At 27.1% G+C, this 14,299-nt stretch carries 13 protein-coding genes; 11 read left to right on the plus strand and 2 right to left on the minus strand.

What is annotated here, in order from left to right; genetic code table 11:
- The first annotated feature begins 153 nt into the window (after positions 1 to 153).
- The 8 genes from KPL51_RS03965 to KPL51_RS04000 all read left to right on the plus strand — a co-directional run bounded on the left by KPL51_RS03965 (position 154) and on the right by KPL51_RS04000 (position 6,190).
- Positions 154 to 1,074, plus strand: a complete 921-nt coding sequence (locus KPL51_RS03965; RefSeq protein ID WP_216157686.1) for a hypothetical protein — start codon at positions 154 to 156, stop codon at positions 1,072 to 1,074.
- A 250-nt stretch (positions 1,075 to 1,324) separates the two neighbouring features.
- Positions 1,325 to 1,999, plus strand: coding sequence for a hypothetical protein (locus KPL51_RS03970; protein ID WP_216157689.1), 675 nt, complete (start codon positions 1,325 to 1,327; stop codon positions 1,997 to 1,999).
- A gap of 259 nt (positions 2,000 to 2,258) precedes the next feature.
- The gene (locus KPL51_RS03975; RefSeq protein WP_216157693.1) at positions 2,259 to 2,450 is read left to right on the plus strand and encodes a hypothetical protein; all 192 of its coding nucleotides are present in this window, start codon (positions 2,259 to 2,261) and stop codon (positions 2,448 to 2,450) included.
- Positions 2,451 to 2,455: 5 nt separating this feature from the next.
- Positions 2,456 to 3,742, plus strand: a complete 1,287-nt coding sequence (locus KPL51_RS03980; protein ID WP_216157696.1) for a hypothetical protein — start codon at positions 2,456 to 2,458, stop codon at positions 3,740 to 3,742.
- A 65-nt stretch (positions 3,743 to 3,807) separates the two neighbouring features.
- Positions 3,808 to 4,731: a DUF2971 domain-containing protein gene (locus KPL51_RS03985; protein ID WP_216157699.1), complete on the plus strand. Its 924-nt coding sequence runs from the start codon at positions 3,808 to 3,810 to the stop codon at positions 4,729 to 4,731.
- A 175-nt stretch (positions 4,732 to 4,906) separates the two neighbouring features.
- Positions 4,907 to 5,080 (plus strand): hypothetical protein, encoded by a 174-nt coding sequence (locus KPL51_RS03990; protein ID WP_216157702.1) that lies wholly within the window; start codon positions 4,907 to 4,909, stop codon positions 5,078 to 5,080.
- 148 nt (positions 5,081 to 5,228) lie between these two features.
- Positions 5,229 to 5,366 (plus strand): hypothetical protein, encoded by a 138-nt coding sequence (locus KPL51_RS23330; RefSeq protein ID WP_312888385.1) that lies wholly within the window; start codon positions 5,229 to 5,231, stop codon positions 5,364 to 5,366.
- Between the two features lie 164 nt (positions 5,367 to 5,530).
- Positions 5,531 to 6,190, plus strand: a complete 660-nt coding sequence (locus tag KPL51_RS04000) for a hypothetical protein (protein WP_216157705.1) — start codon at positions 5,531 to 5,533, stop codon at positions 6,188 to 6,190.
- Between the two features lie 305 nt (positions 6,191 to 6,495).
- Here KPL51_RS04000 and KPL51_RS04005 read toward each other — a convergent pair whose 3' ends face one another.
- Complete coding sequence (locus KPL51_RS04005) at positions 6,496 to 6,999, minus strand: hypothetical protein (RefSeq protein WP_216157708.1); 504 nt, start codon at positions 6,997 to 6,999, stop codon at positions 6,496 to 6,498.
- Positions 7,000 to 7,420: 421 nt separating this feature from the next.
- Here KPL51_RS04005 and KPL51_RS04010 point away from each other — a divergent pair, with 421 nt between their 5' ends.
- Positions 7,421 to 7,999: a hypothetical protein gene (locus tag KPL51_RS04010; RefSeq protein WP_216157711.1), complete on the plus strand. Its 579-nt coding sequence runs from the start codon at positions 7,421 to 7,423 to the stop codon at positions 7,997 to 7,999.
- A gap of 672 nt (positions 8,000 to 8,671) precedes the next feature.
- Here the strand turns inward: KPL51_RS04010 and KPL51_RS04015 are convergent.
- Positions 8,672 to 9,679 (minus strand): DUF4046 domain-containing protein, encoded by a 1,008-nt coding sequence (locus KPL51_RS04015; RefSeq protein WP_216157714.1) that lies wholly within the window; start codon positions 9,677 to 9,679, stop codon positions 8,672 to 8,674.
- 403 nt (positions 9,680 to 10,082) lie between these two features.
- Here KPL51_RS04015 and KPL51_RS24455 point away from each other — a divergent pair, with 403 nt between their 5' ends.
- Together KPL51_RS24455 and KPL51_RS04025 are read left to right on the plus strand one after the other, a co-directional pair.
- Positions 10,083 to 10,166 carry a helix-turn-helix domain-containing protein gene (locus tag KPL51_RS24455; RefSeq protein ID WP_224853727.1) on the plus strand — a complete coding sequence of 28 codons (84 nt, stop codon included), beginning with the start codon at positions 10,083 to 10,085 and terminating at the stop codon, positions 10,164 to 10,166.
- Positions 10,167 to 10,230: 64 nt separating this feature from the next.
- Positions 10,231 to 14,292 (plus strand): hypothetical protein, encoded by a 4,062-nt coding sequence (locus KPL51_RS04025; protein WP_216157720.1) that lies wholly within the window; start codon positions 10,231 to 10,233, stop codon positions 14,290 to 14,292.
- Positions 14,293 to 14,299 lie beyond the last annotated feature (7 nt).

A 14,299-nucleotide genomic window follows, 5' to 3' on the forward strand; every position in this document is an offset into this window, starting at 1 on the left:
AATATAAGTGCTTCTAGTTGTTAATAGTAGATTATTATATTGTGATTTATTTTAAAGAAATATAGTATTACAGCATAAACGTAGTAATTACAACGTGTTAACGAGTATATATGCATGTTATAAATACAAAATATATTATGGGGTGATGATAATGTGGAAAAAGTAAAAGAAAATAAAAGTGTAGTTACTAGTTATAGATTATCACAGCAGGCAAAAGATAAGTTACAACAACAGTTGAAAGACTTAGACATGACGCAGGAGCAGTATTTTAATAAAGTAGTAAGGATTATGGAACTGGAAAATGTGAAGCAAAACAGTTTTTTAGCTAAAGACACAACTATTATACAAAGTAGTTTAGATTCGATATTAAATTCATTTATAAGCATTGCAGATGGCAGCAACACTTTAATAAGTAATAAAGATGTAGAACTTGAACTTTTAAAGGCAAAATATAAAGACATGCTGTTAAATAAAGAAATATTTATTGCGGAACAAAAACAAGAATTACAAGAAGTTTATAGTAATCTACTTGCACTTCAAAATGAAGATAAAGAACATAAAAATGAAGTTTTGAATACTAAAATTGAACATAATAAACAAATAGAGCAGTTAGATGGCAACTTGAAAGATAAGGATTTACTTGTAAATGAATATAAGTGTAAGAATGATGATCTATTAAGCATTGTAACTGAATATAAGAATTTTAAAATTGAGCTGGAAGAATATAAGAAGTTACTTGCAGATTCTCAGACCAGAAATATTGATTTAAGCAATAGTATTAAAGATAAGGATTTTAACATTAATCAGCTAAACGTAACCCTTAAGAAGTTACCACAAGATCATCATAAGGAATTGGAACAGGTAAAAAAAGAAAATGAATTACATGTTAAATTAGAAGTAGCAGAAGTAAAAGAGGATTTGAATAATAAATTAAACCAGCAGCAAATGAAATATAATATTGAAATAGAAAAATATCAAAATAAATATAAAGTATTATTGGAAGAGATTGAGAATAAAAGTATAAAATATAAAATCATTAAAAAGGGTAGTGAATTAATCAAAGCTAATAAATAGTATATAAAATCCTAGTGATATATGGGGGAGTTTTATAAAAGGTTTCTTAATTAAATTTTAATTAAATTTTAATTAAATTTAATTAAAATTTAACTATAAATAGAAAATTAGCTTTTATTCTAAATACAAGTCAGGAACTTGAGAAAAAATTAGAAGAAATAGATAGAGAAAATATCAAAGCTTTCTAGGGTATTTGTGTTTAACAAGTACCATTCCATTACCAAAATAAATTTAAAAGGGGATGTATTAAATGGATTTAATGAGAGTTTATCAAATGGATGATGGATATAATGAGCCAAAGACAATGACAATTAACGTATCTGAGATTATGAAAGTAGTAGATTTTACAGGTGCTGATTATGTAAGGAACACAAGTAATCCAGTTATATCAGATGATTTTATTAGTGGCTATATAGCATGGCTAGAAAAAGAGGGCGAGACACATTGTTTAGAGATGGTAAATGAATTTTCACAAACTATAGGATATGGAGAATTTGAATATTGTAATGATTACGAAACATCTAAAGATTGGGAAGTGTTAGTCACAATAGATGGAAATCTTGAAGACAAAATGAACTCAAATCTTTTTATAGAGATTGAAATTTATGAATGGCATGATGGAAGTAATTGGAATACGGAAATTTTAGATGGATGTAATGGATGGCAAGAAATTTGTGAGTATGATAATGACGAGATAAATTTTATTAATATTGATGAGTTTGATGGAAATGAATTTTGTACTTGCAATAAATGTAATCATGTAAAAATCGGCAAAATGAAAGATGGCAATTACGTTACAGATGAATATTCTCAATTTCTAGGAAGCCATTCTTGTGGCAGATTACTCGAAGGTGACGACGCATTAAAAGAATATCTTGAAGCAATAAATAGACTTGACCATTACGATGAAATTCTTTTAGGTTAAAAAGTTTTCTGAGTGGTTTGTACTTAACTCTGGGGTAATGACCTCAGAGTTACATTTTTACGCATTTTTATAAATATTGCAGGAAAAGATAAATTTGTGTTGAATAAATATGTTATAGAAAGCAGCTTATATGTATTTAAGCAAGTAAATAATATTGTAGATAATATCTATAATATGCGGTTGGAAAATACGCTAATTTATGAAATTGATAACTTTTTTTGTATTGTAGTAGATTTATTTAAGAGGAGTGTACATAATTATGAGTTTATTAGATCCATCAACAGTTCATGGAGCATTACTAATTGGAATAATGGGAGGATTAATTAGTGGTGTAATTATTGGATTCTTTTCAGGAAGAACATATGAAAAAAAAGTAATTAAAAAATCAAAAAATAAAACAAAAGGTAATAAAAATATAGTAATTCAAAATTCAAATTTGAAGGGAAATTGATTAGTATGCTAGGTCCTAAAGATAATAAAAGTATTTCAAAAAATAAAACTGAAGGTAATGGAAATGTTAATATACAAAATTCGAATATAAAGATTAATAAAGGTATGGATGAAGTATTAGAACTTGCTAGAGAAGGGGATAACATAGGGGCATTGAGAAAGATGGGAATGCTTCAAAGATGTTTTGGTGCAATGCATCCATTGTATCCTGATTTTAGATATAGTTTAAATATGAATGAAAAAGGAGTATCTATTAAAGTAGTAGGTAATAACGAAGAGGCTATTAAAAAGTATCCGCCACATGGAAATATAAAGTTTATAATTCCAGATGAATATAAATGGGCAAAAAACATAAATGAATTAATAGTTTATGGTTATGAAAACCAAATTCCTATTAAGTTGAAAGCAGAAGGTATTAAATTGTGGCTTGGAGAATATTTGATGGAAGAATTTAAATCAGTAAGTGAAGTGAATATAATAACAAAGAAATTTCCTCAGCCTATCCCAATGAAGTTCGAATTCCAAAACACATCATTTAAATTGGATTATCTGGAAATGGGACTTGTAAGAATTGAAAATGATTATTTAATATTAAGTAATGAAATGCAAGAAGGTGCCAAGTTAATTTTATCATTATCCATAAATAGGTCTAATATTTCTGATGATAGACTCAATATAAAAGTATCTGAAAAATATATAGATAATGTAGAAGTTAACCTAAAAATGAATAAATTTTTATCTAATATTGGACAAGAAGGAGTTAAAAAACTTGTTGTATTAAAAGATGATAGTGAATTTATGGTTTTTTCAGACTCAAATATAAATTATACAAATATTAGAGGGATTGAAAAAGAAATAGGATTATTAGAAAGACTTTATGTTTTAGAAAAATATTATGGTGTGGTTTTTACATTACCAGAAAAAATAACTGAAGATGATTGTGAGAATTTATTAGTTTTGGAAAAAAGCATGAATAATAAGCCTATTACTGGGACATACAGTAAATTGACAGTTTCATTAACAGTAAATTCCAATTTTAACCAGATAGAAGCCATTAACAAAGATATTGGACAAAATGTAGAATGCGTATTTATTGGTGAGAAAGTTGAAATTTTTGGACAAAGCATAGTTTTTAAAGAGAAAAAAATAAATTATTATAATGCAGTAGTGGATAATAAAGAAAAAACTTTAAAAAAATTTGAGTTTGCAGATGATTGTGATGTATTAAATGTTAAATTTATACCGTTAGATAAAATCAATAATAGTTTTGAAGTATACTATAAATTTAAATAAAGATGACAAAAATAAAAATTTATTCAATTGTTATCTAAAATCATATTTAATAGGATGGTGTAGAAATGAAAAAAAATAAATATAAATTAGAAGAATATCTTAAATTAGAGCAAATATCCGCTGGAATGCTATACCATTATACAGATGCTGCTGGTTTGCTAGGAATTTTACAGAATGAGTTATTTTGGGTATCAAAGAGTAATTTTCTTAATGATTTCTCAGAAATTAGTTATATAGATACAGTTATTAAAATTATTTGTAAAGATATGTTTACCGATGAATATGAGTTAATAGCTGGAATGATATTAGAAGAAGTACATTTTTTAAACTTTGGTAAGAGCATGAATGTTAAAGAACAAAACTATTATATTTTGTCGCTAACAGAAAATCCGGATTCATTAGCATTGTGGTCTACCTATTCAAATTGCTTTGGTTATAATATTGGTCTTGATGGGAGCGATTTAGCTCAGATAATGTCAAATTTACAAAATGAAACTCCTCTTGGTATTCACGGAAAAGTTATCTATGATAAAGCTATACAATGTCAGATAGTTAGAGATGAGATAAATATAACAAAAATACCTTTGTTATATAATAAATATCTTAAATCAAAGAATACTGAACTAATTAAGGAGTTGAAAGATGAGATATCTTTAATGTCAGTTGCTTTGGGCGCATATGGTTTGTTTTTTAAAGACCCCCTATTCTCTCAGGAACAAGAATATAGAATCGTGTTTTTTCATTTAGTGAATGAGGGGTTAAGTACTAAACTAAATCATGAAATTAAATTTAGAGATAGGAATGGTATAATTATTCCTTATATAGAGGTTCCTATGACTAATGACAAAGGTTACTTACCTGTAAGAGAACTCATGGTTGGTCCCAAAAACAATTTAGATATCGCAGAACATGGTATTGACTTTCTTCTTTACTGGTTGAAAAAGAAAGATGTAACTATACGAAGGTCCGGCATTCCTTTGAGATACTAGTCTGATAGGGAGGTTAATATTAATTAGGTTTGGCATAATTAGTAATTTGAATAGGTTCTGAATTTTAATTAGTCTAACTTCTAAATATTATAATTGGTGTCTGAAAAATATAAAATGAGAATAATATAGTAAATAACTATTATTCAAATTGTTAATTAAGAGGTAACTATTAGCTGTGAGATTATGTTTATCCCATGGCTTTTTATTTTTAGAAAAACAGAACGACTGGCATGAGGGAGAAAAAATAATGAATTTGGGAGACATTATTGGAGTAATTGAAGAAAGAGAACCATCATATTTTGTACAGCTAGTGGTTTTTAATAGTGGGATAACTCACGTTATCTTATAATTATTTATAGTGTTTATATAGACCATAGTCTAAACAGTGTAAGAAACAGAATAATAAACTGTTTATATAGAGTTGTTTTTAGAATTAATAAATATTTATTTGTGAAAGTCTTGATAGGTTAGCAAGAAGTACAAATAACCTATTAGATATAGGGGAACAGTTACAAGTAAAGGGAATACACCTAGTAAGCAGCAAAGAGAGCATAGAGACTAACACAGCTACTGGCAAACTAATGTTAACTATGATAGAGGCTATATTAATGCCTTTGAACGTGAGAATATGCTAGAACGTCAGATAGAGGGAATTGCAATGGCAGTATAAGGGGTTGAATATATTCAGAGTAGTAATTAAGTTTACTGATTTTTTATTTTAAAATATTTTTTTTTATGATAATATAAAAGTATACTAAAGTAGTTTAAAAGTAAACCATGAATAATGGAGGTTAAGAAAATGAGTAAACCAAATAAACTAGACTTAACAATTGAAAAATTAAAAGAAATAGCTCAATCAATAAATAAAAACACAGCTGCTAATAGAAATAAAAGTAAAGAAGATAAAATTTCAACAGATAAATTTATTAAACAGTTTGGAATAAATAGAAAATATTTTTCTGAAATGATTAAAGATACAAATATAAAATATAATAAATCAACTTTTAATTACAATATTGAAGGTAGTAGACAATTAGATTTTTTGCCTAAGAAAGTTGATTCAGAAGAAGTAATCCAAAGAAATGAGAAAACAACTGTCTCTAAACCATTGGTAAAACAGGAAGTATACCAAATAACTACCCAAAGTAGTTCAAATGAAATTCAAAGTATACCAAAGAATACTTTGCAACTACCAAATGAGCTTAAAGAAATTTTATCTTTAACAGGAGATCTAAAAGAAATGTTAGGCTGGTATAGAAAACAAACTAACACAAGTTTAATTGAAATTCCGGAGATTAATATAAATATTGATAAATTAGATGGAGAAGTGGTGACAAGAAGCTTTAAAATTTATAAAGAAATAGCAGAAGATTTCTCCGATTTTGCAGATCGTAGAAAGGAAACACAAAAGGATCTTATTTCACTTGCATTGTTAGAATTTATAAAAAAATACAAATAGGCTCAGTTTAAATGTTTTTGTTCTCTAAAACACATATAATGGTAAATGCTTTTTACCGCTGTAGTATTTGTAACACATTAAATAACCTATATTAGATCCTATTGAATTTTATTTCTTTATTAGCAAAAATATATATCTAACTCTTCTATTCCATCAACTATAACCTTATTATAAAATTTTGTGATGGCACATATATGGAAATAATTTAAATTAGGTATGATAATAGAAAAAAAAGAGACTGTAAATAAAAAAAAAACAACCCATTATAGGCTGAATTATAGTTCATACTAATATTATTTAAAAGTTTACCATAAGTCCCCATCTGATATTGAGTAGTGTTCAACAAATTCATCTTTGTTTTCACGATATAACATAATTTGGTAAACTGAAATTTCTCTTAAATTAGCCATTCCACATATTGTTACAAAATTTGAAAATAATTCATCAGTAAAGAATTCCCTAATATTTTTAGTACCTAGACTAATATTATACAGGTCTTGTTTTTTCGTTACAGTTACTTTTATTTTTTCAATATGTTTTTTACTTATAAAGAAAGAAATTAATTCATCTTCATTTAAATTTTTAATTATCCATTTATTTAAAGATTCTAACTCAAATAATGATTTTAATTTTTTAATTCTTAAATTTTGTTCAGAGATTTCTTGTTTTTTCTGCAATATTTCCATTTTAGTTTTAGATATATGCTCCTCTTTATCCCAGTCTTGCACTTTTGACCTTGCCATATAATCCTTAAATCCTTTTTCATGTACCTTATCTTTAAATTTAATTTGTGATGCCATTTTTACCATCCTCCTTAAGATTTTAGCTTAATTTAAGCCATAAGATGTTATCTATTTTATTATTATCACATTTTAATTTTTTTTTCATAAAGTGATGATTTATTTGGGTTATTAAGTATTTATTTAAATTTAACTATTTATATTTAGGTGGTTTTAATATAATTAATACTTATGGTAGTTTTGGTTGAGATTTGGTAAGTTTAATTATTATAAGTTACGTTAATTCATTCGACATATAAATGTTTGTGAAAGGGAGAGGCTGCAGCAAACTAGCATAAAAGTAGATTCAATACATATCGTCGAAACTACTGGATTTACTGACAAGAGAAAAACTGTATATATTATATATCATTAAAGAACTGATAAGGGGCTCTTTTTCATGTATATAATTCTACTTCTTGTCCATAATTAATGTGGAAGAGGTGAAATTATGGAAAATACAATCAAGGTAAGAAATTTTCAAATTAAGGTAAAAAGTGTATTTGCAATATCACTAACGGTCGTTATAGTTTCTTTTATCTCATTGCTAAACTACATAGATAAAAATATTTTAACAAATGTATTAATAAGTAGTACGTCTAGTTCTATAGGAATATGTGGAGGGTATTATGTATCAAAAAAAATAGATGCGGATAATCAAAAGATAAAAGCAGTAACGTTGAAGAAGAATATGCTAAATTTACTAGAAAACGAAATTTATGAAAATGGAATTATTTTTAATGAGCATTATAATAAAGAGAAAATTAAAGCTGGGTCTTTAGATTTAAAACTTAAGAACAAATTTAAAGTTGATGTATGGGATAAGTTTAAATTTAAAATATTTACTGAAGGAATAGAAATATTAGATCAAGATAAATTTACAGAATTATGTGAGTTATATAAAAGATTCGAGAGACTCAATTTGCAGAAAGAGTTAAATTCGCCTGTTAATGAAATAAGTAAGACAGATATACTTAATTATATTGATGGAAACTTAATGAAAATAGAAAACTACTTAAGAGCTAATTAGTTCTTATTTTATGTAAAATTAATAATCTAGAATCAGTTTTAAATAATAAAGTCACAAACATATATATAATCGTTTATTCGAATAGTTAAAAGTTAGAATTATATGTTGTAAATTTAGTTTTAATATAATACATTTAAGATTGTATATTTTACGAAAAGAGTAGAGAGTATTGTTGGATGTAAATGTCATACATTCTGTATTGATGTAAAAAAATAATAGGTATCCATCATAAGGAATTAAGCATACTTACAGCTTAGATGTGGAAGATATGGAAGCATTAACTGACCATACAAATAAAGCATAAGAGTAGATATCAAATATATTTGGTAAATCCAATGAGAGGTGCAGCATAGGTATAATAATTATTGTACCTAAAGGTCAATAGAATGTCTTAATTTAAATAATGTTTATTTGAAAAGAACAGTTTAGTATGAGTATCTTTCAATGTTTCGGTGATTCTATAGACAATTTGTTGACCTTACCTTTTTTATGGACAATAAAAAGGTAATAATAAAAAGGTAATAATAAAAAATAAAACTTTGGAAAAAGAATTGTGGGAGTGACTTCCACAATTCTTTTTTCTTCTATATATGTTATATGGATATACAAGATATAGCACCGATAATTTAAGGGCAATTGAATTATTTGAGATTAGGAGGGGAGAAAGGTCAATTATTTGATGGTCTTTTTCTCTTCCACTAGTTCTATTAATTCAGCCACAGAGTATTTCTCATAAAGGCTGATTAAATTATTAGCTTTAAAGTGTTTTTTTGATAGTTTTTGTTTTGAAGTAGAAATATCAATTTTCAGCTTTTCTACAATTAGCCACGTTGTAGCCTTAACACAATTTTCATGTGAAGCCCAGAATTTCCTTGGAACATTATGTAACTCCCATTCCATAAATCTATTAGGGTATGTAGTGTTTATAGCTTCGAATGGGCTTGTATTAAAGCAACATTGTAACATTCCATATAGATTATTATCTTTGTAAATTTGTTTAGAGTAATTTTCTTTAATATCGGTATCGGTCCATTTTAATCTATGCTCAATAAGCCATTTAACGGCTAGTACACCTTTATCTTTATCCCAATAATTATTTTTTACATGGGTACCAATTTCCCAATTCTTAAATTTGCCTGGATAAGCTGCATCTATAGCTTCAAATAGAGTACAGTTAAATGCTTTTTTTAACATGCCAAGTAAATGGTTTTCTGTGAATACATTCTGGTTTAAATTTTCAACAATTTCATTTTCAGACCATTTAAGCTTTTCTTCAATTAGCCACTTTGTAGCATATATAGCATTTTCTTTTCCTTGTTCCCCTTGCCAGTAATCATTAGGTGCATTAACAAAATCCCATGCATGAAAGTTTTTTTTAGGATAAGCTTTTGTAATTGCTTCATAGCAACTATCTTTATATTTGCACAATAATAACCCACCAAGTTTATGCTCTTTAAATGTTGTCTTTCTAAGTTTTTCCCTAACGTCATCATCTTTCCACTTAAGTATTTTTTCAATTAAGTATCGTGTAAGCTGAGGAGCATATTCATCACTATCATCGCATTCCCAAAAATGTTTCGGGAATTTCTTTATTTTTCCACTTCTAACCAATTCATATGTTTCTATAGGAGTAAGCTTATAGTAGTTATATTTATTAAAGCTCTTATTAAAAGATTTCAAATTACTCAAATCCTTTCTAAATTATAAGTAGAGTATAATAAAATATTGAGCCATGGTATACATAAATACAATTAACGCAAGTTAATCATTGACCATGATAATTATTGATTAACTATATTTTGTTTAAGCTTAGAAAATTCTATGGTTATATATAATATATAATACATCATTAATCACTATAGAAATATAAAAATAATGAATAAATTGAAGGAATTTATCTATTTATAGAGAATTGATAATAATATCTATTTATGAAAATATTACCACGTTGGTACATCTCAATAGCACTATAACAATAATAGTAAATTAATTATATAATAACAAATAAATTGCCGTTTTGCGAAATGTTTTGCGGTATATCACAATATATTGTATAATATTTACAACTACTTTATTTGTGAGCATGGAGGTTATAGTGAAAATTTGTAATGTTCTTGAATGTGACATTGGTGATATTATGGAAGTATTAGTGGGTGAGAAGTTGTAGCCCTTATTATGGGATAAGCAGAATAGCATAATGATACTAATTTTGAAAAGAGGATATGATTTTTTTGGATAACAGAATGATTAATTTCAAAGAATGGTTACAAAATAAAAAAGGAATTGCTAACCTTTACACAATCGAGGGCATAGTATGGTACATTGAATCTATAGCAAATTTTGCATTGAAATTTAGTATATCAAAGACCCCATTGTTAGAAATAAATGTACCTAAGGATTTCATTGATATTATTGATAAGATAAATAAGGAAAAACGTTATACTTTTAAATGCCCCAATAAAACAAAATACTCAAAATCTTTAGATTTTTATATAGAGTATTTGAAATGTACACAATCTCAGCAACTGATCGAACCCAATATCTCGAAACAAAAGAATGAAATTGTGGGGTGCAATGACAGAAAAGCACTAGAGATAGAATTGGATAGAATATCACAAAGTCAGGAACAAAAGTTTTTAGATTATTTAAAAGATATTATTGGGGTATCAGAGACCATAGCTGAAAGCTATGTTAATACACTTAAAAATATTTCGGAATGTTTCAAAGTTATGAATTTATCCATTACACCACTTCTGAATATAACTACAACAAAAGATTATAAACTAATAGATAATACTATTTGGCTAAATAAAGCATTCGTAAATATAAATAAAAATGCAAACTATCAATACGGATTAGTGTTTAACAAATACGGGCTATTTTTAGATTACGATAAAAGGAAAAATCAATCTTATGAATTAAATTCAGTAACCCAGACAGATGTTTGCAACGAAGAAGAAATAGATGTAAATTTGAAAGAAAGTGTTCCAATTATGGAAGCAGTTCAAGGAGAGCAGTTAGTTAGTTCTAATGACCGAAATCTAGAGTATACAAAAGAGACAGATGACCTTTTGGAGAATAGTATGATTAACTTTAAAATGTGGTTATATAATAAAAAAGAAATTGTCAACAGTAAAACAGTCAACAGCATATCTGAAAACATACAAATTATAGCAAGTTTTGCTTTGGGTTTTCATATATTACAAACCTCTTTGTTAAAAATAAAATTACCTAATGATTTTATTGATGCTATTAATAAGCTAAATAAGAGTAGAAATTTTATTGTAAAAGATAATGTAGCTAAAAATAAATACTCTAAATCTATAGAGTTTTATCTACAGTATTTGAAATTTGTAATATCTCAGCAATTAGACGAACCAAATATTTCAAAGCAATCAGAGAAACAAGTGGAGTGCAATTTCAGAAAAATGACATGTAATGAACTGAATTTAGTAACCAAGACAGATGATCGTACAGATGAAGAAACAGATGAAGAAACAGATGAAAGTGTTTTAGTTATAGAACCAGTTCAAGGAGAACAAATAGTTAATTTTCATAACCCAAATCAAGGATATACAAAAGAGAGAGATGACATTTTGGTGAACAATATGATCACCTTTAAAGTATGGTTATATAATAATAAAGAAATTGTCAGTAGCCAAACAATTAGTAACATAGCAGAGTATGTTCAATCAGCAGCAGATGCTGCATTGAAATTTAATATATCACAAACATCTATACTGGATATGAATTTACCTAAAGATTTTAGTTATGTTATTCATAAACTAAACAGGAATAAAACTTTTGTTGCTATAGACAATGTAAGTAAAAAGAAATACAACGAAGCTATAGAATTTTATCTACAGTACTTAAAATTCATACAATTTCACCAACAAAATATACCATATAAGCCCAAGCAACTTGAAGACGTTGTGGAGTGCAATAGCAGAAAAGTGTCAGATAGAGATTTGGATGTAATACCAGAAAGTCAGAAACAAAAGTTTTTAGCCTATCTCGAAGATATTATATTTCTGTCTGATACTATAGCGAAAAGCTATATTTATGCGCTTGAAAATATTGCTAAAGTTTGCAGAATTAAAAATATATCCAACAAACCACTTTTAGAAATTACTATGATAGAAGATTATAACCGTATAATTGATATTATGTGGCTAAATAAGCCGTTTCAAAATAATAATAAAAATGCAAACTATAAGTACGGTTTAGCAATCAACAAATACAGAGAATTTTTATCTTACTGTAAGTTTAATGATCAATCAAATGAATTGAACCAAGAACACCAGATTCAGGATTGCACCGAAGTGGAAATAGGTATGAATTTGAATGAAAGTGTTTCTATTACAGAATCGGTTAAAGGCGAGCATATAGTTAATTTTAACAACCAAAACCAAACGTATACTCACAGTCACCCATATAAGTTAAATATAGATGATGTTTCGATAAATGTTCATAATTGGACGGATGTTTTAGTTAAGCTCTGTGAAGAGTTAATAATAATGTGCCCAGATTCTGCAAGTGAATTTCCATTGAATTCTATAGTCAACAGTGCAAAATGGAAATGCTTTAGTTATGACTCGTTGTTACTTATAGCTGGTAAACGGCTGTCCAATGGATTATGGATAGAAACAAACTTCAGCGCAAACAATATTGTAAAAACATGCAAGTGGCTACTTGATGAGTACAAAATTAGTACAGAAAATGTGAATATTTATTATGCTTTAAAAGGGGAATCACCAGATATAGACATAGAATTACAATTGCTCCTTAAAAGCAGTGAAATTGTAATTGAAGAAGTAGAGTTTTATATTAATCAAAAGCAATACAATAAAAAGCAAAAGATTTATATAGAAACACTAGATGAATATTTTCCTAAAGGTATTAGAGTATCTAGTTCAATTCAAGTTAATAAATTTAAAAAATTAGCACAACAAATAAATTCTCAAATATTGAATTGTGATAATGAAATGATTATAGATGAATTGCAAACAATTGCAGTACGTTGTGAGGAGAGTTTTTATATGTCGCCAAATAAAATAGTAGAAGAGAAGGTGCTATTAGAAAAAATACTTAGTTTTGTGTTAGATACATTTAAAACAAAAAAAGTTATATATTTCGACGGGATATTCAATCGTTTTAAAGATGAACTTACATACACAAATATTTATAATCAAACTGTTTTAAAAGGGCTCCTTGAATATTACTTTGAAGATTGTTTTTGCATTCAAAACAGCTATATTTCGCTTTCAGATGAAGTCATAATAGATGTACAAGAAGAAATTGAAGAAACAGTAAAAAATAGTGATGCCCCTATTAGTAAGTATGATATTCTGAAGTTGCTTCCACATATATCTAAGAAGAAAATTATTGAAACTTTAAATTACAATAACAATATTCTTTATTGGCAAATAAATGAGTATTGGCATATTGAAAGGATTGATATATCTGAGCAAGAAAAAAATTTGATAAGAGATATTATATGGTATGAAACAAGGGATGGATTTATTTCGGTAAAGAAGTTGTATGAAATACTTAAAGAAAAAGCTGCTGGGTTTATTGAAAGTAATTGCATTATAAACTACGTTTGTTTACGGGATATTTTAAAATGTTACTTTGCTGGTGAATTTGGATTTAAATATACTTTTATTGGAAAAGTGGGAGAAGAGATGTCAGCAAACTTTGCAATGCAAAAGTTTATTGAAGGGAAAGAGATGTTTAAGTTAACTGAATTGTCTAACTTTGTTGAAGAGAATGATTTGCAGGCAATCAACAGTTTATTTATTGAAGAAGCAAGTAAATTGTACATTAGAACAGATGAAGATAACTTTCTTTTAAAAGAAAAGCTAAATATTAATATTGATTTGATTAAAGCAATAGAAAATGCAACAAAAAAATATTTGATAAATGGTTATGTTACACTGAGCAGTATTGACAGTTTTACTATATTTCCAACTATAGATTTGAGATGGAATATTTTTTTACTCCAAAGCATTGTTGAGGGATATTGTAATGACCTAAAGATTTACTCTCATTCAAGAAGTATTACAAAACCAATAGGTGTAATTGTTGATAATTCCTTTGGGTTTGATAGTTATGATGAAATTTTGGTTGAAGAAATTGCAATACAGGATTTAAAAAAACATTTTTCTGATGAGAAAGAAGCACTAAAATATTTGTTTAATAATGGTTATTTGGCTCAAAGAAGAATGGTAAACTTTGATAGAGTGTTCGCATTGGCTAAGTTTAAAAATAAACAGGCAATTAATGCCTTATAGATAAGGA

Origin of the sequence: Clostridium bowmanii, from assembly GCF_018861315.1 — a bacterium.
GTDB lineage: Bacteria > Bacillota > Clostridia > Clostridiales > Clostridiaceae > Clostridium_AD > Clostridium_AD bowmanii.

Excerpts from the sequence above, each read along its gene's own strand:
- KPL51_RS04000 (WP_216157705.1), top strand. The coding sequence starts at position 5,531 with ATGAGTAAACCAAATAAACTAGACTTAACAATTGAAAAATTAAAAGAA.
- KPL51_RS03980 (WP_216157696.1), top strand. The coding sequence starts at position 2,456 with ATGCTAGGTCCTAAAGATAATAAAAGTATTTCAAAAAATAAAACTGAA.
- KPL51_RS04010 (WP_216157711.1), top strand. The coding sequence starts at position 7,421 with ATGGAAAATACAATCAAGGTAAGAAATTTTCAAATTAAGGTAAAAAGT.
- KPL51_RS04005 (WP_216157708.1), bottom strand. The coding sequence starts at position 6,999 with ATGGTAAAAATGGCATCACAAATTAAATTTAAAGATAAGGTACATGAA.
- KPL51_RS24455 (WP_224853727.1), top strand. The coding sequence starts at position 10,083 with ATGGAGGTTATAGTGAAAATTTGTAATGTTCTTGAATGTGACATTGGT.
- KPL51_RS03975 (WP_216157693.1), top strand. The coding sequence starts at position 2,259 with ATGAGTTTATTAGATCCATCAACAGTTCATGGAGCATTACTAATTGGA.
- KPL51_RS03985 (WP_216157699.1), top strand. The coding sequence starts at position 3,808 with ATGAAAAAAAATAAATATAAATTAGAAGAATATCTTAAATTAGAGCAA.
- KPL51_RS03970 (WP_216157689.1), top strand. The coding sequence starts at position 1,325 with ATGGATTTAATGAGAGTTTATCAAATGGATGATGGATATAATGAGCCA.